This is a genomic window from Vibrio sp. L85 (assembly GCF_963871815.1).
Classification (GTDB): domain Bacteria; phylum Pseudomonadota; class Gammaproteobacteria; order Enterobacterales; family Vibrionaceae; genus Vibrio; species Vibrio harveyi.
This window is the reverse complement of the sequence record NZ_CAWMYL010000022.1, coordinates 188,092-208,183: the sequence shown is the minus strand read 5'-3', so window position 1 is coordinate 208,183 and position 20,092 is coordinate 188,092. Positions and strand designations below refer to the sequence as shown.

Below are 20,092 nucleotides of genomic sequence, written 5' to 3'. Positions count from 1 at the left end.
ATTTCTATATTTAATTGATATGTTGTTGGTGCCAAGTTTTAACCGGAGCTCAAACCACTGTGAACCGTTACGCCGTATTGTGCCTCGACAATAATCCAATCAGTGCCGAACAGTTTCGATTGGAGTTGTCTGCCTTTTCGAGCAAGTTTGATATTCTCTCTGTAGAATCGATAGAAGAAGCGCAGAGCGCTCTCGAATACCTCGAAGAAAGAGAACAAAAGGTTGCGCTGGTTATTGCGAGCCATCATGCACATTTTAATGGCGTTGACTTCCTCATCGGTCTCGACCGCAAGCCACACACTGAGCAAGCTCGCAAAATCCTTATTAGCTGCTCGTCCGATATTGAGGCCATTTTAACCGCCGTCAATGAAGGACGCCTCGATCACTGCTTAACCAAGCCTCTTCCGGATAAGGTCCTGTTCAATACGGCGCAAAAAGAGCTGACCCAGTTCATTCTCCGTCATGATAGAGAAGACTTGCTCAACTACAGCCAAATCCTCGACCAGCATAAATTGCTGCGCGCTCACATCGAAAATCAGATGAGCAACTATCAAGCAGGGTTCTTGAACGACTACCATGCCCTCTCTGATGGGGAACTCGCAGAACAAGTCATCACGGCGTTGCAACACTTCTTTGAACAAAATGACGATACCAAGGCTTGCCGTACCTACTCTCCTGAACACCTACTTACGATTGAAGGCGAGCCAAACAGTTTCTTGTGGTTTATTACCAGTGGTGAGGTAGCGCTCTACAAACGTGATGAACTTGGCATGCAACGTGAAGTGGTGCGCCATTCAAAAGGGAACATTGTCGGCGGCATGTCATTTGTCACCGGAGAGAGTTCGTTTTCAACTGCACTCACCCTAACAAAAACGGAAGTCATCAAGCTTGACAGAAATGTCTTCCGTAAGGTGATGCAAGGTGATTCTAACTTACTACCTCTGTTTACCAACTTGTTGCTACGTCACTTCAACCGACGATTGCAACGCAGTATCAACACTAAGTTGCAACTGCAAAAAACATTGGAATCATTGGAGTCCGCCCACCAGCAACTCATCGAACGCGAAAAAATGGCGATGCTGGGTCAACTTGTTGCGGGTGTCGCACACGAATTAAACAACCCCATTGCAGCTATCTTGCGAGGGGTAGAAAACCTAACTCTGACACTTGAAAACCTACTCACTCAGCTACCTAGTTACGAGGTTCAAGAAAAAGGCATTGGTTTACTGACAAGAGCTCAAAGCGCCAAACCGGCTTCGACCGCAGAACTCAGAGAGCGAGTAAAACAATTGAGTTCCAGCCTTCCCGACAGAACATTAGCAAAGAAAGTCGTTAATCTAGGGCTTGAGGGCGACCAAACTTTGGTTGCACAACTTAACCGTCAAAACGCCGACTCATTGGATTCACTTGGCACGTTAGAACAATATCATCAAGTCGGCGCATCACTTCGCTCAATCAATGTTTGCGCAGCTCGCATCGCTGATATGGTAAAAAGCTTAAAAGGCTACGCGCGCTCAGACGACGAAGGTTTACACTTTGCCAACTTACATGAAGGCATAGAAGATACGTTGGTGATCTTTGAGAACAAACTCAAGATGCATAAGGTCACAACAAACTACGCAGAACTTCCTAATACACTCTGCCAACCCATTGCTTTACAGCAAGTTTGGACGAATCTGATTTCCAACGCCATTGATGCCTTTCCTGATAAAGGCGAACTCACTATTCAATCTCGCTTGGTAGAAAAAAACCAACAAAAGTATGCCGTAATTTCATTTACAGACAACGGATGTGGCATCCCCGAATCGCAACAAAAAGCCATTTTTGAACTCAACTTTACAACCAAGAAAGAAGGTAATTTCGGTTTAGGTATCGGACTGTCTATCTGCCAACAGATTATGGCAAGCCATAAAGGCTGGATAGAGGTGGAATCTGAGCTCAACCATTTCACTTGCATGACCGTCTGGTTACCTATCACTCAAGAAGGAGATGAAGTATGACTAAATATCTGATTTTATGTGTGGATGATGAAAGAGAAGTCTTAGATAGTGTCCTTCAGGATTTGATGCCATTCGAAGAGAATTTCGTTGTTGAGGGTGCGGAATCTGTCACGGAAGCAAAACAGGTGATTGAAGAAATGGCGGAAGACGGTATTCAGCTTGCCTTGATTCTGTGTGACCACATCATGCCGGAGCAAACTGGCATCAGCTTTTTAATCGAACTCAGTCAAAATGGTGACACTAAATCATCTCGCAAGCTGCTCTTAACGGGTCAAGCTGGCTTAGAAGACACCGTTGAAGCAATCAATCATGCGAGCCTCGATTACTACATCGCCAAGCCTTGGAAAGGTGAAGAGCTCAGAGACGCTATTGTTTCGCAACTGACTGCTTTTATGATAGAAAATGATGACAACTTATTATCGTGGACATCCATCCTAGACGCAGAGGCAATCCTCAACGCGATGGCACAACGACGTGCAAGCTTTGGTGAATGAGAGCTGGGATAGAAAAACAAGTCATATTCGTCATCAACATGGCGCGTTTTTTGCTGATAAAACGGCACAATGAGTCATTTGACAAAACATCGACACATTTTTGTTGGTCGTAGACCTTCGTTTTTATTATGATGTCGAACAAATCAGATTACGGTTCAAGTGGTTACTTGGATCCATGGAACTATAAGACAAGGTTTATCGTTAGTTATGCGTAAAACACTATTAGCCGCTGCCCTTTTGTTGGCATCAAGCCAAGCTCTAGCTGCGAACGACTACAACGCTCCAGCAACAATGAGCAACTTTAGCTACGACTACATGGAAGCTCGCATTGGTGCTAGCCCAGTAACGTTCGGTGCTGGTTTCAGCAAATCAATCCACCCAAATGCACACGTAATCGCGCGCATCGACTCTGAGTTTGATGGTGATTTCGATTCAGCAGCAGGTTTTGGTTTCCACTCACCACTAAACAACTGGGCTGACCTAACGGGTGCAATGCTAATGCGCGTTGTACAACCGTCAAACTCAAGCAGCACTGACGTTGGTATGGAACTTAACTTAGGCGTGCGCCAATGGCTTGGTCCTCAACTAGAAGTTGGTGGTAAAGCGGGTTACGTTTCTATCGACAACGATGACGATTGGATCGGTTCTGTTTACGCTCGTTTCCACTCTACAGAGCTATTCTCTCTGGGTGCTGAAGCGCGTATCAACGACTTCTACGGTGATCAAGTAATGTTCACTACTCGCTTTAAGTTCTAAACGCCTACTGAGCGTACTTTCTTAAAGTATGAACTAAAAAACCGAGGCATTTACCTCGGTTTTTTTGTATCTACAAACTGTCTTGTTGCAATGACTAACTCAAATGAAGTGGCCAAAAGCATCAACTTCCTTTTGTCGCTTTCAACACTCACCTTTTATGACTCGCTAACTTCATCCTAAACGAGTCAATCATCGTGAAACTAAAGCGATTTATTCACACATTGCCAGCAGTTGTTTCTTGCGTGGTTCTTGGAGCAGCTTCCAGTGAATACCATCAGTGGCGCCAGCAAACTTCCATAGAAGCTTCACATCAACATCACTACCGTATGTCACTCTTACTTTATTAAATACTTCTACTGGTCCTAGTTCCAAAAACGTTTCTACGTCATCAATACCTGCTTTTTTGACCATACGCTCTAGCGTCAACTGCATATTTGGTAGGTCACGCAAACGTCTACTGGCTGAAGACTTTTGGTATTTACGTTCCTTAATAGAACATTCAATCGATTTTTGTAACAACGCGTCTAGACCCGCAAAACCTGAGTCAAATAGATCGGTTACATCATAGTAGTTAACGGTTGCCGTCGTTTGTTTTTTGACGTGCTTATATTTTTCACAGTTTAGTTGAGTAAATTCTTCATCTAACCCGTTACCACCACGTAAATAACAACAGTCGTTACTTACTAGTGCGAACATTGCGTCGTTGCTGAATAAACCAATCCCGCCAAACATTGAACGTTTTTGGTACTCACTAAAATTGCTTACATAGTTAAAAAAAGCTTGGTCTGTCATGTCCATTGACCTCTGTAATTGGAATAAATTACCCCGATTAGCGATGTCACCAGATGAACAGCAGCTTATAGCGAATTATAAATTGTCGATATGTTGGCGATATTTTTGTGAATTGCGCTCACCAACTGTCTTAATCATACTTAACGTTGAAAAATAAGTTAGGATCTATGTCACAGTTGCCGAACTACAAATTCCACATACGTGATTAGTTTCACATTTACTCATCCTTAAGCGATGTTTTTTTGACACAGCAACTGCCAAAAATCAAACATCATGGTGATAAATGCGGCAATTGCGAACGTGAAATAGGTATTTAATTGATAAGCAACATAGTGTGGAGGTACACTGTACGAAAGCTCTCTAGCACAACGTCATAATGGAACATCTATCATTTTTTTGGCTACCAAATAATAAAGATAAGCTTATAAAAGCACTCGAATCTGAGTTCGCTCACCTAGTAGAACAATCAATTTCTACCGGGAAAATCTCCCTTCCTCCTATCCCTGATGTCGTACTTAAAATCCAGCAACTCTGCACAGAAGAAAACACCACGATTTCCGACGTCGCAAATGCGTTACTAGAAGATCCTAGTCTTGCTGCGGTTGTGGTTCGCGTCGCGAATTCCGTGATTTTTAATCGCCGTAATATTACCTGTAATGACCTAACAACAGCGGTATCTCGCTTAGGCATTTTACGAGTGAGGGATATCGTCACAGCTCAAGCAATTGAACAGTTAAAGCATTCGGTCAACCTTTCTAAAGACTGCAATAGTATATTGGTGAAAAGTGCCGCGGTTTCTCGTGAGCTAGGCGCAACTATGGTATTGGTTGTACAAGAGTTCCGTAAGCATGAACCAGCGACATACGGTCACCTAGAGCAAGAAAAAGCGCTATTAGTAGGTTTGTTGGCGGATATTGGTCTGTTCTGTCTCATCAACGAATACCACTTATATCTTGATCGTGGTAATTACTTAGATGCAGATATTGCACTACAAATATTCCAAACGCGCTGTTCTGCGACAAGCAAATTAGTATTGGAGAAGTGGGGTTTTGACAATGTTTTCCGTGAGGTTTCATCGAATGAAAAATATGAAGCATCGCGCCCAGAAGTCAGCTACCTAGATATTGCTCGTATCGCAAACCACTTATTAATGTTCCGTAACCAAGATGAACGCATTGAAGATCATGAAGTGGAATTCAATTTAACGGGTGCAGAAATCTTGTACGAGTTGAGCAATATGAGTGATACTGACTTCCATTGTGAAATTAAAGAAGTTCTAAGCGCAAGCGGTCTTTAATCTCTCAATACTTCATTTTAAGCCACGCTAAGCATCAGATAGTATTCTGAGCTGTTTATGCGTGGCTACGTATTTTGCTTACCTCATAAAGGAATCATTGAGTTTTATGTTCTCAGGGATGCTATTTATCTTTGCCCCATTGGTGGTGGGCTACTTAATTCCAATTTCTCAGGCGTCGGTACTTGAAAAAATCAACAAGTCGACCTCATACCTGATTTACGTCATTCTCTCCTTGATGGGTTTAAGCCTTGCTGCACTCGACAACCTCGGCAGCAACTTGCAAACCATCTTGCTTTACGCTGGTACTTTCTTCGTCTGTTTGGGCGCTTGTAACCTACTTGCCTTGCCGCTAGTCGATAAACTGCTTCCTTTGCAAACCGACCAAAACCAGAAAAAACTCCCACTGTCTTCTATGGCATTAGAATCAATCAAGCTTGTTGTCGTCGTTGGTGGTGGTTTGATTGCCGGTTTGATCTTGCCAATTGGTCTTTCTTGGGTGGATACAGCGAGCGAATGGATTTTATTTCTTCTACTGTTCTTTATTGGCATTCAATTGCGTAATAGCGGCTTAACCCTTAAGCAGATTCTGTTGAACAAACAAGGCATGGCGATTGCGACAGTCATTATTGCAACTTGTATGCTCGGTGGTGCAATTGCCTCAGTGATCTTGGATTTACCACTCTACCAAGCGCTGGCAATGTCTTCTGGCTTTGGTTGGTATTCGTTAGCTGGCATCTTGATGGGTGATGCATTTGGTCCCATTTTTGGCGGCGCTTCCTTCTTGATTGAATTGATGCGTGAGTTGGTCGCATTAGTTGCTATTCCATTGTTTATTCGCACCTACCCTTCAACAGCCATTGGTTACGCAGGAGCAACAGCAATGGACTTTACCCTGCCAGTCATCCAGACAACTGGGGGTGTTCGATGTGTGCCTGTCGCAATCGTAAGTGGTTTTATTTTGAGCTTATTGGTGCCTGTCATGATGCTTTTCTTTGTGTCTCTTGCTAGCTAGATCTCAGGAATATTCATTAACATCCATTACAATACGGCAAAAATTCAAATACCCACGTAACCTCAAAATGCTCAATTCAAAGAGAATTTTCTGGATTACCGCTTAGTTATCGAGCCCTTTGATTTTTAAACTCTTGGATCGGTAATCAGTGACAGGCAAGGCATAGTGCCTATTGGGGTTACAAAGGGAATTCAACCAAAAAGGAATAACAATGAAACGCTTTGTCGTTGCAGCGCTCCTCGCTACAAGCTCAACTTTTACCTTTGCTGCTGACCAGCAATGTCTTGCAAACAAATACGACGGTTATATAGACGCCTCTTTACAGTGGTATCAAGACCTTGTAGACCTAACCGTTACTCAATACCCAGATTTGAAAGAAGTAAGTCAATGGTTCTTAGAAGGCCGACAACACCACTTTGAATTAAACCGTGAAGCGGTACATTACTTCCTGAAAAATGATCCTAGCCGTGTTGCTACAGAGCAACCTGTTGAAGCGTGGCTCAAGCTAGAACAACACGATGTGAAGCAGCTTGCAACACGCAGTGATGAGCTCGGTCAAGCTGCACAAAAAACGTTTAGTGATCGTCAATCGGCGAACCATCCTAAGAACTATGACCTACGTTCTGCATTTGCTGACTTATTGAGCCACCCAAAACAGATCGATTCTGCGCTTAATAAGTACAATCAATCAATTGCTAAGATTGAAAAGCAGAAGTGTGAATAAACCTCGCCCTAGAATTTCATTTCAGCAACATGGGTTTCAATAATTAAAACGGGACTTTGCGCCCGTTTTGGTTTAGATTGTGCCGCTCGCATTACCAAAATAACTACAAAGATTCTTTGCTATGGTTAAGGAACAAAAAACCGCTGACGTTAGCTTCGAGAGCTTGTTAAAGATCTTCACAATTCCTGAAGGTCCAGATTCTACGTTGACCAAAATCGACGAGAGTCTCTCCCAGAACTTGAACAAATTTCTTCGTGAACACATCGTGGCAGAAGAAAAGCCTTTACGTGAAATTGAGAAAGACTTTTCTTCTGCTCAGATTCCTGAGCAACCAGAGTTCGTGTCAGACCATACCGAGCACCTACTAGATACCTTGGTATCTCACTCGGTTCATACCTCTGCGCCAAGCTTTATTGGTCACATGACTTCTGCCCTGCCGTATTTCTTAATGCCGCTGTCGAAGATCATGATCGCCTTGAACCAAAACTTGGTAAAGATTGAAACTTCGAAAGCATTCACACCACTTGAACGCCAAGTACTTGGTATGCTGCATCGCCTTATTTATGGTCAGGACGACAAGTTCTACCGTAAGTGGATGCACAGCGCGAAGCACTCTCTCGGTGCATTTTGTTCTGGCGGTACCATCGCGAACATTACTGCGCTTTGGGTTGCTCGCAATAAAGCACTAAGAGCAGATGGCGCATTCAAAGGTGTAGAAAAAGAAGGTCTGTTCAAAGCCATGAAACATTATGGCTATGAAGGACTCGCAATTCTGGTTTCTGAGCGTGGGCATTACTCACTGAAGAAAGCTGCCGACGTACTTGGGCTTGGTCAAGAAGGATTAGTTGCCGTCAAAACAGACGCAAACAACCGCATTATCGTTGATGACTTGAAAGCAAAAATTGCGGAACTTGAGTCGCAAAGTATCAAGCCTATTGCAGTGGTTGGTGTTGCTGGTACGACAGAAACCGGTAGCGTTGACCCGCTTCCTCAAATCGCTGAAGTGTGTGCTGAACACGATTGTCACTTCCATGTGGATGCAGCATGGGGTGGTGCGACACTGATGTCGAACAATCATCGTCACCTACTTGGTGGGGTCGAACTTGCAGATTCTGTGACGATTGACGCGCATAAACAACTCTACATCCCTATGGGTGCAGGTATGGTTCTGTTTAAAGACCCAGATGCGATGAAGTCTATCGAGCACCACGCACAATACATTTTGCGTAAGGGCTCAAAAGACCTAGGTAGCCACACCCTTGAAGGCTCTCGCTCCGGTATGGCGATGTTGGTTTACGCGGCAATGCATATCATTAGCCGACCTGGTTATGAACTGCTGATTGACCAGAGTATCGCCAAAGCGCGCTACTTCGCTGATCTTATTAACGAGCAAGAGGACTTTGAGTTAGTGTCTGAGCCTGAGCTTTGTCTGCTGACTTACCGTTATTTGCCAACCAATATGCGCGCAGCATTAGAGAAAGCACAAGGTACGCAGAAAGAGAAACTGAATGAGTTACTCAACCAACTGACTCAGTTTATCCAAAAGCGCCAGCGTGAAACAGGTAAGTCCTTTGTGTCACGTACTCGACTGAACCCAGACCAATGGCAACGCATGAACACCATTGTATTCCGTGTTGTGTTAGCGAACCCATTGACGACCAATGACATTCTAAGTGCAGTATTGGACGAGCAGCGCGAAATTGCTCAACAAGCCCCAAGCTTAATGGCAAAAATTGAAGAAACTGTCGACGACATTCTCAATTCTTAAGCGCCAATGTGAGTTACATCAAATTGAAAATTTCTTTCTTTTTGATGTAACTCAATCATCATTATTGTGCCACTAGAGCAACAAACCATCGATCCCACATCCAATTCTGTAGTTTTTACAACATTTTGTTTGAGGCTTGTCAAATTCTCACGAAATAGTAACCGTATTTGGTTTAGCCAGATTGAGGATCGGGTTTATACTGAGTTTATGGCGCTGGTAGTTTTCGTTAACGCCCCTCTAGACCGAGAAGCCTTTGGGTTTCCATTCGTTAGCAGAGCCAGCGAGTTGTTCTCTATACCCTCGTGAACACTATGAATACATTAGAAAAAATTCAAAAAAATCTGGAGAATTTCAGTAAGTCAGAGCGCAAAGTTGCGGAAGTGATTATGGCGTCTCCACAAACTGCAATTCATTCAAGCATTGCAACGTTAGCTAAAATGGCTGACGTGAGTGAGCCTACTGTTAACCGTTTCTGTCGTCGTCTGGATACCAAAGGTTTCCCAGATTTTAAACTTCACCTTGCGCAAAGCCTTGCCAATGGTACACCTTACGTTAACCGTAATGTGGAAGAAGACGATGGTCCTGATGCCTACACGCACAAGATTTTCGAATCGACAATGGCGTGTTTAGATGTCGCAAAAAACAGCCTTGATGCGATGCAAGTTAATCGTGCAGTTGATCTCCTGACTCAAGCGAAGCGCATCTCATTCTTCGGTCTAGGTGCTTCTTCTTCTGTCGCACGCGACGCTCAAAACAAGTTTATCCGCTTCAACATTCCTATTACTTGTTTTGAAGATATCGTAATGCAACGCATGAGCTGCATTAACTGTAGTGACAATGACGTTATCGTTCTGATTTCTCACACGGGTCGTACTAAGAGCCAAGTTGAGATTGCGAACCTTGCACGTGAAAACGGTGCAACCGTTATTGCAATCACAGCAAAGGACTCACCACTAGAGAAAGCGAGTTCACTGGCTATTACACTAGACGTGCCAGAAGATACCGACGTGTATATGCCAATGGCAAGTCGCGTAGTACAAATGACGGTTATCGATGTCCTAGCAACAGGCTTCACGCTGCGCCGTGGTACTGGCTTCCGTGAAAACCTAAAGCGAGTAAAAGACGCATTGAAAGACAGCCGCTACGATAAGCTAAGTCAATACTAACGAATCGACTTAGTCTGTAATAAAAAATAGAAAGGGGAGCTAAGTAGCTCCCCTTTTCGTATCTGTTCAGGTCGTATTTCTATTGATTCACATCCGATAGATCTGAGCGAGACTCCAGCACTTCTACTGAACTTACGTGATGCGAACTCTCTCCTACACACGCATCGCTACAATCACAAACTTGACGAAGAATGTACACCAACCGATCCTGCGTAAGGGGTAAGGGGTTGCCTTTGATTGCTACTGACTTCAAAGCATCATCCGCAACTTGCTCAAAAGAAGTTTGGCATACTCCAAACTTACCTAACTGAGGTAGCGCTAGCTTATCTAACACCATTTTCACCCAAAGCACGCCATCGTGCTCATTGGCATTAGTTCGGTCCGTCACTAATTGCGCTAAACGCTTATAACGACTGATCACATCACTTCGTCCTGCTTGCTTTGCCGCATTGATATTCTCTTGCATCACATGCGGAGCCAGACGTGCAGTAATCACACTATGCGGCGCATCAAGCTTGCCTCCCAATGCGGAAGCTAAACCATGCGCAGCGCCGAGCTTGGCATTTGTGATTGCCATTCCGCCTAAAAGTGCCGCAAAAGAAAGGTCTGATCTGGCTTTGTGACTGTCTTGTTTACACCCTGCAATTACTGAGCGGCTTAAGCGACGTAAACCTTCTTCACACACCATATCGGTAAGAGGATTTGGATCACCACAAACGTAGGCTTCCATAAGGTGAGTAAACGCATCCATCGCGCCACGACCAGAGGTATACTGATCAGTACCATAGGTTAAGGTTGGATCAACAATCGCAACGTCTGCGAGCATTTCCGGGCTTCTTAAGCTAACTTTCACTTGGTCTTGCCCCGATTTAAGCACAGCATTTCTGGTTACCTCTGACCCTGTGCTTGCTGTCGTAGGAATAGCGATAAAATGAATCGGCTTGGTTTTCAAAGGCACGTTTCTTCCAACGACTTCGACGTAGTCATAGACGTCACCTTGGTTAGGTATGATCGCCGCAAGCGCTTTGCCCATGTCAATGACACTACCCCCTCCAATCGCGATAACCATATCAGGTTGGAACTTACGTCCAAGCACTGCGGTTTCTTCTACCATTGTGATATTAGGTTCACCATTGATGGCAACGTGCTGATAACGCATGTTCTGCGCTTTTAGATAATTAATGATAGGTGTAGCACGTTGCGTATCTTTACCAGTCACCAGTAAAACGCTGTAGCCAAATTGATTGATTACAGACAGCGAAGATTGGAGTGCTCCCTCGCCGAAGATAATCCGTGTCGCAGTCATAAACTGAAACATACACTTCCTCCCCAAAACAACAACTCACACTAGAGTGCTATGCTTTCCACCAAAAAAAGTTGACCAAGTGCACCTTGCCGCCATTAACCCTTCAAAAAGTATGTTTTTATGCGTCACTTCACATACTTACGTCATGTGCTTTTGCGGTTAAGAATCATTCTAAAAAGTGACTTTTCATGGCTTTAAGCTTAGTGCGTGTTTAGTTTTTATACGATAGATTTCGCCTATCGAGACAAGAGGTAAATGCTGCTTTATTTCCGTATCTGGATCGGGCATAGTTGTCTCAAGAAACGAAAGCATGTACCGACATGAAGTCTAGTTGTGCTTTCACAAAGAATAGATTTTAGGAGAAATAAGATTATGTTCGTAGTTATCTTTGGTCGCCCAGCTTGCCCATTCTGTGTTCGCGCGAAAGAGCACGCAGAAACACTTAAAGCAAAACGTGATGACTTCAACTACCGTTACGTAGACATCCACGCTGAAGGTATTTCTAAAGCTGACCTAGAGAAAACAGTTGGTAAGCCAGTAGAAACTGTTCCTCAAATCTTCATCGACCAAACACACATTGGTGGTTGTGATGATTTTGAAGCTTACGCAAAAGAGCACCTAGGTCTATTCGACGAGTAATCCAAATTACTGAATTTTTAAAAGCCGCTATTAGCGGCTTTTTTATTGTTTATTCAATTTGTTATTCCCTTACGTCAAGTAATAGTAAAACCTAAAAAAATTCACTTATCTTTTTGCTATATTTAGTTACAATTCGCAATTCTTAATCTTTTATTTGGCACACACTTTACCGAGCCACACAGTGAACATAGACGTCGTACACCTTCTTGAACAAAACCCTATTCTTCTAATCTTCGTCGTATTAGCAATTGGTCTTGCCATTGGTAAAATTCGCTTTGGGAACCTACAGTTAGGTAACTCCATAGGCGTCCTCATTACTTCTCTTGTTATGGGTCATCTTGGTTTCTCCTTTAACGCAGAAGCCCTAACCATCGGCTTTATGCTATTTATCTACTGTGTAGGTATTGAAGCTGGTCCAAACTTTTTCGGCATATTTTTCCGCGACGGTAAACATTATTTTATTTTGAGCATGACCGTATTAGTCTCAGCGGTAGGGTTAACCTATTTCTGTAGCCATTACATGGGACTCGATTTTGGTTTATCTGCGGGTATGATGGCCGGCGCTCTTACCGCTACGCCTGTATTGGTGGGCGCACAAGATGCGTTGAATTCTGGTCTTGCAACCATCCCACGAAACATGGATTTTTCTTTGGTATTAGAAAATCTATCGGTTGGTTATGCGATGGCTTATTTGGTGGGTTTGATCAGTATGATCATGTTCGCCAAACTGTTGCCAAAACTGCAAAAGCAGAATCTATCCGATTCAGCTCAGCAAATTGCGCAAGAACGTGGATTGGGTAACTCTAGCCAACGTAAGGTCTACTTACCAATCATCCGCGCGTACCGCGTTGGTCCTGAGCTAATTGACTGGACAGATGGTAAGAACCTTCGCGAATTGGGCATTTACCGCCAAACAGGCTGCTACATAGAGCGTATTCGCCGTAATGGTATCCTTGCTCACCCAGACGGTGATGCAATCCTACAAGAAGGTGACGAAATCGCATTGGTAGGCTTCCCAGATAGCCATGCACGTCTTGATCCAAGCTTTCGCAACGGTAAAGAAGTATTCGACCGTAACTTGCTGGACCTTCGAATCGTCGAAGAAGAGATCGTGGTTAAAAGTGATGCAATTGCTGGCAAGCGCCTATCTGATTTGAATCTATCGGAATTCGGCTGTTTCTTGAACCGCGTAGTGCGTGCTCAAATTGAAATGCCAATGGACTTGGACATTGTTCTAGCCAAAGGTGATGTGCTCCAAGTAAGTGGAGAGAAGAGTCGTGTTCATGGTCTCGCTGAGAAAATCGGTTTCATCTCGATCCACAGCCAGATGGCAGACTTGCTCGCATTCTGTAGCTTCTTCATTCTAGGTATTATGTTTGGTTTGGTGACCATGACGTTTGGTCAAGTGTCATTCAGCCTAGGTAACGCAGTTGGCCTGTTGCTTTCAGGCATCACGCTGGGCTTCCTACGAGCGAACCACCCTACTTTCGGTTATGTACCGCAAGGGGCATTGAATATGGTCAAAGACTTAGGTTTAATGTTCTTTATGGTTGGCATCGGCTTAAGCGCCGGTGGCAAGATGTTTGAACACTTAACTCAAGTGGGTCCACAAATCATCGGTTTGGCATTTATCGTTAGTGTTGTGCCTGTCGTGCTCGCGTACCTAGTTGGCGCTTACGTACTTAAGATGAACCGTGCTCTACTCTTTGGTGCCATCATCGGTGCTCGTACGTGTGCACCAGCAATGGACGTAGTGAACGAATACGCGAAGTCGACTATTCCAGCCCTTGGCTACGCAGGTACCTACGCGATTGCCAATATCTTAATGACTTTAGCCGGTACGATTCTGATTATTTTGAGTTAATCTCTTTGAGCGCGCTTTTCAGGTGTGTTCAAGCAGCGCTCATTTTTCAGCACAGAGATTCAAGACACAAAAAAGGCGCTCAATGAGCGCCTTTTTAATACCGTTAGAAACGATTAGATTTGAGTGAAATCTGTTTCTACTGCTGGGTTAACGTCTGCTTCGTAATCCACACCGTCAACACCAAAGCCGAATAGCTTCAAGAACTCTTCTTTGTACTCAACGTAGTCAGTCAGCTCTTTTAGGTTTTCAGAGGTAATTTGTGGCCATAGATCTCGGCAGTGTTGCTGGATATCTTCACGTAGTTCCCAGTCATCCAGACGCAGACGGTTTACTTCATCTACTTCTGCTGCGCTGCCGTCTTCTTTGTAAAGACGTTGGCTGAACATACGGAAGATTTGCTCCATACAACCTTCGTGTACGCCTTCTTCGCGCATTTTCTTGAACACCATCGCGATGTAAAGAGGCATGACAGGAATTGCAGAACTTGCTTGAGTCACAACAGACTTAAGTACCGCTACGTTTGCGCTACCGCCAGTTGTTGATAGTTTCTCGTTAAGTGCTGCTGCTGCGCGGTCTAGGTCCATTTTCGCTTTACCTAGAGCACCATCCCAGTAGATCGGCCAAGTAAGCTCTGTACCGATGTAGCTGTACGCCACAGTTTTGCAGCCATCTGCTAGAACGCCAGCTTCTGATAGTGCATTAATCCATAGTTCCCAGTCTTCACCGCCCATTACGGTTACTGTGTCTTGGATTTCTTGCTCAGTAGCAGGCTCTACGCTTGCTTCGATGATTACGTCTTTGTTGGTATCAACAGCAGTCGACGTGTAAGTTTCACCGATAGGCTTAAGTGCTGAACGGATCAGTTCACCCGTTTCTGGCATTTTACGTACTGGAGAAGCCAGTGAGTAAACCACCATATCCACCTGACCAAGGTCTTCTTTGATCAGATCGATTGTTTTCTGTTTTGCTTCATTTGAGAAAGCGTCGCCGTTTAGGCTTTTCGCGTACAGACCTTCTTCACGAGCTAGCTTCTCGAAAGCAGCCGCGTTGTAAAAACCTGCTGTACCTGGCTTCTTCTCTGTGCCTTCTTTTTCGAAGAAAACACCAATAGTTGAAGCGCCGCCACCAAATGCCGCAGCGATACGAGAAGATAGACCATAGCCACTTGATGCACCCACAACAAGAACGCGTTTTGGCGCGTTTTTAATTGGACCTTGCGCTTTAGTGTAAGCAATTTGTTCTTTTACGTTAGCTTCACAACCCACTGGGTGCGTAGTAGTACAGATAAATCCACGAATTCTAGGTTTGATGATCATATTCAACTTCCTTTAAAAAACGTTGCTAGGATAAAAGGTTCAGCCCTACTTCGCACCTAATTTCTGTAAAAATGCTGCGAAAATGCAAGTGGTTGGAGCACTCAACAAAAAAGCTATAGGCTCAAACACGAAAAAGCACCTCAATTGAGGTGCTTTTCTTATTTTATGCGCGGTCGTATTACGCTGCCGAGTTCAAATGCGATTTTTTGCTTGGTGCATTAGTACGAACTTCTGAAAAGTCGTGGCTAAAATGGTCGACTTGAATCGCTTTATAGCGCAGTTTGTCTGCTGCCATAATTTGATCAATTTCTTGCTCAGTAAGTACGTCCGCTTCGAATGCTTGTTGCAGGCGGTCATGCAATAAACCTTTACGCGCTACCTTGCCATCTTTCGCTGCTTTCATCAGTTTGCGTTCAAGAGGCTTCACGTCGTACATCGCAAGGAACGCTCGTTCCATGAGCCCTACGCTATCATCCTCTGATTGACCGATGTAGCATAAGCTCGTCATTCGGTCACGTTGAGCTCCAGGCGTCATCATTGCCTCAGCAAGGCTCACACAGAGCTCATCGCTTGGAGCTTTGAAGTGATTACCCAATGGGAACAACAGACCTTTCAGAACGCCACCGACGTATTTCACTGGGAAGTTTGAATACGCTTCATTAAGCGACTTCGATGCATTGTACAAACAGTGCTGAACGGCATAGTGCACAAAGTTCAAATCACCTTGTTGACGACCTTCATCTTCGTACTTCTTAAGTGCAGCGGACGCCATGTACAAGTAACTCAAACCATCACCAAGGCGTGCAGAGATCATTTCTTTACGCTTCAGATCGCCACCTAGAGTTAACATTGCAAAGTCTGCGCTCACTGCAAGTGCGCGGCTTAAGCGCGTGATGTCTTTATAGTATTGCTGCGTAGGACCGCTCATGTGCGCTTTAACAAAGCGAGAACCTGTCAATGCCGCGCCAAGAGCACCAAAAGTATTACCCATCGCATGTTTAATATGTTTGAACAACAATTCGTCAAACTCTTTTGCGCCTTCTTTTACATCTGGGTTTGCTGCTGCTTCCATTTCTTTCAAAACATATGGATGACAACGTGTCGCACCTTGACCGAAGATCATCAAGTTGCGAGTCAGGATGTTTGCACCTTCAACGGTAATCGCAACGGGAATACCCAAATAGTGCTTAGCTAGGTAATTCATTGGGCCATCTTGAATTGCACGTCCTGCATGAATATCGAAAGAATCGTTCAGGATAGTACGAGCCATTTCGGTCATGTGGTATTTGGCAATTGCGGTCACGATGCCCGGCTTCTCCTTCATATCCAGAGAAGTGGTTGTCAGCGTTCGTGTCGCTTCCAACAGGTAAGTTAAACCACCAATGCGACCCATCGCTTCTGCCACACCTTCAAACTTACCAATCGACATACCAAACTGCTTACGAACATATGCATAAGCACCGGTTGTACGCGTTGTAAGGTGACCAATCGCGGTGCCAAGTGCAGGAAGAGAGATACCACGACCAGCCGATAGACATTCCACCAACATACGCCAGCCTTTACCTGCGTATTCGGAACCACCAATCAACCATTCCATTGGAATGAATACATCATTACCGCGTGTTGGACCGTTCATGAATGCAGAGCCTAGTGGGTCGTGACGCTCACCGATCTCCACACCTTCATGATCTGCTGGGATAAGTGCACAAGTAATGCCCACGTCTTTTTTGTCGCCAAGTAGACCATCAGGATCTTGAAGCTTAAATGCCAACCCAAGAACTGTTGCTACTGGCGCTAGAGTGATATAACGCTTATTCCAGCTAACACGGATACCAAGAACTTCTTCACCTTCGTGAGTTCCGTAACACACTACGCCTTGATCTGGAATGCCACCGGCATCAGAGCCCGCTTCTGGACCTGTAAGGGCGAAACACGGAATGTCCGTACCATCTGCTAAACGAGGCAACCAATAATCTTTCTGTTCTTGAGTACCATAGTGAGACAGCAACTCACCAGGCCCCAGAGAGTTTGGAACCATCACTGATACCGCAGCACTGATACTACGTGTTGCGATGCGAGAAACGATGGTCGAGTTAGCCAGTGCTGAGAACTCACGACCGCCATACTCTTTTGAAATGATTAACGAGAAGAAACGCTCTTTGCGCAAGTATTCCCATACTTCAGGCGAAAGATCTCTGTCTTCCTTAACGATCTTTTGGTCATCAAGCATTTCAAGCAATGTTTCGAGTTCATTGTCCATGAAAGCTTGTTCTTCAGAAGAAAGCGCAGGTTTTGGATAATGATGTAACGTCGTAAAGTTAGGTTTGCCTGAGAACAGCTCAGCATCCCACCATACGCTACCCGCTTCCATCGCTTCTTTTTCCGTGCTCGACAATGGAGGCAGTACTTTCTTAAACATTTTGAATGCCGGGTCACTAATCCATTTTCTTCGTAGAGAGCTCATAGTTCAGATCCTTTTGTTCACGTCACCGCTCGCGGCTTTAACTTATTTTATTATTGATTTAATTTCGTTTACTTGGCTGACATACCTGCCGACAAGTATGGAATCAGAAGATCAACGACAGACTTTGCATCGACCTCTTTTTCAAACTTACTTTCTGCAATCTCGGTTAACGCTTGGCTTGATGCCATAGTGAAAACACAAGTGCCTAGTGTGAAGTGCAATCGCCAGAACAACTGTTCTTCCGTCAATTCCGAATTTGCTTTCATGATGGAAAACATAAACAGCTTCTGCACTTCCTCATATCTTGTACTAATAAACCAACGTAAATGACCTTGGACATCGGTATATCCACGACCAATTAGCAACATAAATAACGCAGTACCATTCGGACGCACATCATTCAGTGCTCTTAGAGGCAAACGTAGCGATTCAAACACTTCATCCATGTTGTAATCATCGCGCGTGTTTAACTCGATCAAAGACGTCTTAATATTTGGCATTAGCGCTTCTAGGTATCGGTCTAATACTGCCCTCACCAGCGTTTTCTTATCGCCAAAGTGGTAGTTAACCGAAGCTAGGTTGACATTCGCCTTACCAGTAATGGTTCGTAGTGATGTGTCATTGAAGCCGTATTCTGCAAATAGTCCTTCTGCTACATCGAGTATTTTTTCTTTAGTTGTACTTCTCGGGGCCATTTCAATCACTCGTATTAAACAACTGTTTGAAATATACTCCCGAAACCTGAGATTAACAAATGATTAACATCACACTTTCAAGCATTGGTCTGACCAGATAAAAGAAGTGCGAACTTAAAGGAATGAATTTAAAGCGAATATTGTTTTGTGAAAAAAAATTCTAAAAAAAATGGAACTGTTTGGAATTGTCTCGGTCTGAATTACTGTAACAACTAGGGCATTTAAAGTTTCACAGGCCGTCAAACTTGTTTCTATCTAGTTGCTACATTGCTGCTTTTTCTTATTAACTCCTATGTTTGTATCCGCCCAGACAATTTTTCGTCTGGGCTTTTTTTCGTCTGTCATTTGAGTTTGCCGCCTTCACTTAACCTTGTATTACGTTGAACAAACTTCACCGATCCTCGGATACAAAAAAGCCCCCCTGTCGGGAGGCTTTCGTTAAATTATTCTATCTTAGCTTACGCTTTTTTCTCGCTTGCGACTTCTTCAGCCGCTTTCTTTGGCAAGGAGAAGTGCAGTAGTGCGTAACCAATTACAGCAGCTGTCGTTGAGCCCATCAGGATACCTAGTCGAGCGTAAGTATCAAATTCTGGACTTACATTGCCAAACGCAAGTGACGAGATGAAGATCGACATGGTGAAGCCGATACCACACAACACGGACACAGCGAAAATATGTACAAAGTTCACACCTTCTGGCAGCTTAGCCACGCCCATTTTCACTGCAGCCCAGCTAAATGTGAAGATACCAAGTGGTTTACCAACCAAAAGACCCAGCGCAATACCCAGAGGCAACATTGAAGTCAGACCTGACATCGATACGCCTTCTAGTGAGATACCTGCATTTGCAAAAGCAAACAGAGGAAGAATGCCGAATGCTACGTATGGGTGAAGTGCGTGCTCCATGTGTTTCAGTGGAGAGTGCTCGCCCTTCTTGCCTTTAAGTGGGATAGCGAAGCCGATAACCACACCTGCAAGTGTTGCGTGAACACCAGATTTAAGTACGGCAAACCATAGTATCGCACCGACAATCATATAAGGTGTTAGCTTGGTGACCTCTTTTGCGTTCAGCATGAACAAGACACCCGTCATGATGAAGCCGACAATCAATGCCATCGTTGATAGGTCGCCAGTGTAGAACAGCGCAATAATCACAACCACACCAAGGTCATCAATGATCGCCAACGCAAGTAGGAAAACCTTCAAGCTGATAGGAACACGCTTACCAAGAAGCGCCATGATACCTAGAGCGAACGCAATGTCTGTTGCCGCAGGAATTGCCCAGCCAGAAATCGCTTCTGCATCACCTGCGTTGAAAGCAACGTAGATAAGTGCCGGAGCTAACATACCACCTACCGCTGCAATTGCAGGGAAGATTGCGGTTTCTTTTGATTTAAGTGCGCCTTCAAGCAGCTCACGCTTTACTTCAAGACCGATTAATAGGAAGAACACAGCCATCAGGCCATCGTTGATCCAGTGAGACACTGACATACCAAATACATAAGTATGCAGCATTGCTTGATAACTTTCGCCAAGCGGTGAGTTTGCAATGGTCATAGCGATTGCTGCTGCAATCACAAGAAGGATACCGCCTGCGGATTCCATTTTGAAAAAGTCACGAATGACATCGTTCATGGTTTCGCCCTTATATTTATTATCTTAATAAACGATTAACAAAGAATGATGAGAGTGTATAGCTGCTGAAAATTTTAGAATAATCGCTTGTTTAGAGTTTAAACTTCGATTTTTCCGAGGTTTCATTTACGAAACATCGTATTTTTCAACAAGAACATAATTATT

16 protein-coding genes are annotated in these 20,092 nt (G+C 44.2%); 10 read left to right on the top strand and 6 right to left on the bottom strand.

Annotated features, from left to right (window positions below; translation table 11 throughout):
* The first annotated feature begins 59 nt into the window (after positions 1 to 59).
* The 3 genes from AACR11_RS05610 to AACR11_RS05600 all read left to right on the top strand — a co-directional run bounded on the left by AACR11_RS05610 (position 60) and on the right by AACR11_RS05600 (position 3,250).
* Positions 60 to 2,000 (top strand): ATP-binding protein, encoded by a 1,941-nt coding sequence (locus tag AACR11_RS05610; protein WP_009698121.1) that lies wholly within the window; start codon positions 60 to 62, stop codon positions 1,998 to 2,000.
* Positions 1,997 to 2,494, top strand: coding sequence for a response regulator (locus tag AACR11_RS05605; RefSeq protein WP_009698122.1), 498 nt, complete (start codon positions 1,997 to 1,999; stop codon positions 2,492 to 2,494). The genes AACR11_RS05610 and AACR11_RS05605 overlap by 4 nt, the downstream gene beginning before the upstream one ends.
* Before the next feature lie 207 nt (positions 2,495 to 2,701).
* Positions 2,702 to 3,250 carry a hypothetical protein gene (locus AACR11_RS05600; RefSeq protein ID WP_005442235.1) on the top strand — a complete coding sequence of 183 codons (549 nt, stop codon included), beginning with the start codon at positions 2,702 to 2,704 and terminating at the stop codon, positions 3,248 to 3,250.
* A 210-nt stretch (positions 3,251 to 3,460) separates the two neighbouring features.
* Here AACR11_RS05600 and AACR11_RS05595 read toward each other — a convergent pair whose 3' ends face one another.
* Positions 3,461 to 4,048: a TfoX/Sxy family DNA transformation protein gene (locus AACR11_RS05595; RefSeq protein ID WP_005444533.1), complete on the bottom strand. Its 588-nt coding sequence runs from the start codon at positions 4,046 to 4,048 to the stop codon at positions 3,461 to 3,463.
* 370 nt (positions 4,049 to 4,418) lie between these two features.
* On the opposite strand from AACR11_RS05595, the gene AACR11_RS05590 reads away from it, so the two are divergent.
* The 5 genes from AACR11_RS05590 (at position 4,419) to AACR11_RS05570 (ending at position 10,009) form a co-directional block, all read left to right on the top strand.
* Positions 4,419 to 5,339, top strand: coding sequence for an HDOD domain-containing protein (locus AACR11_RS05590; RefSeq protein ID WP_079325592.1), 921 nt, complete (start codon positions 4,419 to 4,421; stop codon positions 5,337 to 5,339).
* A gap of 106 nt (positions 5,340 to 5,445) precedes the next feature.
* Positions 5,446 to 6,351, top strand: a complete 906-nt coding sequence (locus tag AACR11_RS05585) for a lysine exporter LysO family protein (RefSeq protein ID WP_005444536.1) — start codon at positions 5,446 to 5,448, stop codon at positions 6,349 to 6,351.
* Between the two features lie 211 nt (positions 6,352 to 6,562).
* Positions 6,563 to 7,075, top strand: a complete 513-nt coding sequence (locus AACR11_RS05580; protein WP_005444538.1) for a hypothetical protein — start codon at positions 6,563 to 6,565, stop codon at positions 7,073 to 7,075.
* Between the two features lie 121 nt (positions 7,076 to 7,196).
* Positions 7,197 to 8,843, top strand: coding sequence for a pyridoxal-dependent aspartate 1-decarboxylase PanP (gene panP, locus AACR11_RS05575; RefSeq protein WP_029789430.1), 1,647 nt, complete (start codon positions 7,197 to 7,199; stop codon positions 8,841 to 8,843).
* Between the two features lie 311 nt (positions 8,844 to 9,154).
* A complete protein-coding gene (locus AACR11_RS05570) occupies positions 9,155 to 10,009 on the top strand; it encodes a MurR/RpiR family transcriptional regulator (RefSeq protein WP_005444542.1) in 855 nt (284 codons plus the stop codon).
* A gap of 79 nt (positions 10,010 to 10,088) precedes the next feature.
* On the opposite strand, the gene AACR11_RS05565 is transcribed toward AACR11_RS05570, so the two are convergent.
* Positions 10,089 to 11,327 (bottom strand): iron-containing alcohol dehydrogenase, encoded by a 1,239-nt coding sequence (locus AACR11_RS05565; RefSeq protein WP_009702965.1) that lies wholly within the window; start codon positions 11,325 to 11,327, stop codon positions 10,089 to 10,091.
* 360 nt (positions 11,328 to 11,687) lie between these two features.
* On the opposite strand from AACR11_RS05565, the gene AACR11_RS05560 reads away from it, so the two are divergent.
* On the top strand, positions 11,688 to 11,954 hold the full coding sequence (locus AACR11_RS05560) for a GrxA family glutaredoxin (protein ID WP_005428550.1): 267 nt from the start codon (positions 11,688 to 11,690) through the stop codon (positions 11,952 to 11,954).
* A 181-nt stretch (positions 11,955 to 12,135) separates the two neighbouring features.
* The gene (locus tag AACR11_RS05555) at positions 12,136 to 13,818 is read left to right on the top strand and encodes an aspartate:alanine antiporter (protein ID WP_005444545.1); all 1,683 of its coding nucleotides are present in this window, start codon (positions 12,136 to 12,138) and stop codon (positions 13,816 to 13,818) included.
* Between the two features lie 113 nt (positions 13,819 to 13,931).
* On the opposite strand, the gene fabV is transcribed toward AACR11_RS05555, so the two are convergent.
* From fabV to nhaA, 4 genes are all read right to left on the bottom strand, one after another.
* Positions 13,932 to 15,134, bottom strand: a complete 1,203-nt coding sequence (gene fabV / locus AACR11_RS05550; RefSeq protein WP_005444550.1) for an enoyl-ACP reductase FabV — start codon at positions 15,132 to 15,134, stop codon at positions 13,932 to 13,934.
* Positions 15,135 to 15,312: 178 nt separating this feature from the next.
* Positions 15,313 to 17,598, bottom strand: coding sequence for an acyl-CoA dehydrogenase (locus AACR11_RS05545; RefSeq protein WP_009698128.1), 2,286 nt, complete (start codon positions 17,596 to 17,598; stop codon positions 15,313 to 15,315).
* Between the two features lie 68 nt (positions 17,599 to 17,666).
* The gene (locus tag AACR11_RS05540) at positions 17,667 to 18,293 is read right to left on the bottom strand and encodes a TetR/AcrR family transcriptional regulator (RefSeq protein WP_079325590.1); all 627 of its coding nucleotides are present in this window, start codon (positions 18,291 to 18,293) and stop codon (positions 17,667 to 17,669) included.
* Positions 18,294 to 18,751: 458 nt separating this feature from the next.
* Positions 18,752 to 19,927, bottom strand: a complete 1,176-nt coding sequence (gene nhaA, locus AACR11_RS05535) for a Na+/H+ antiporter NhaA (RefSeq protein WP_005444559.1) — start codon at positions 19,925 to 19,927, stop codon at positions 18,752 to 18,754.
* Positions 19,928 to 20,092: the final 165 nt, after the last annotated feature.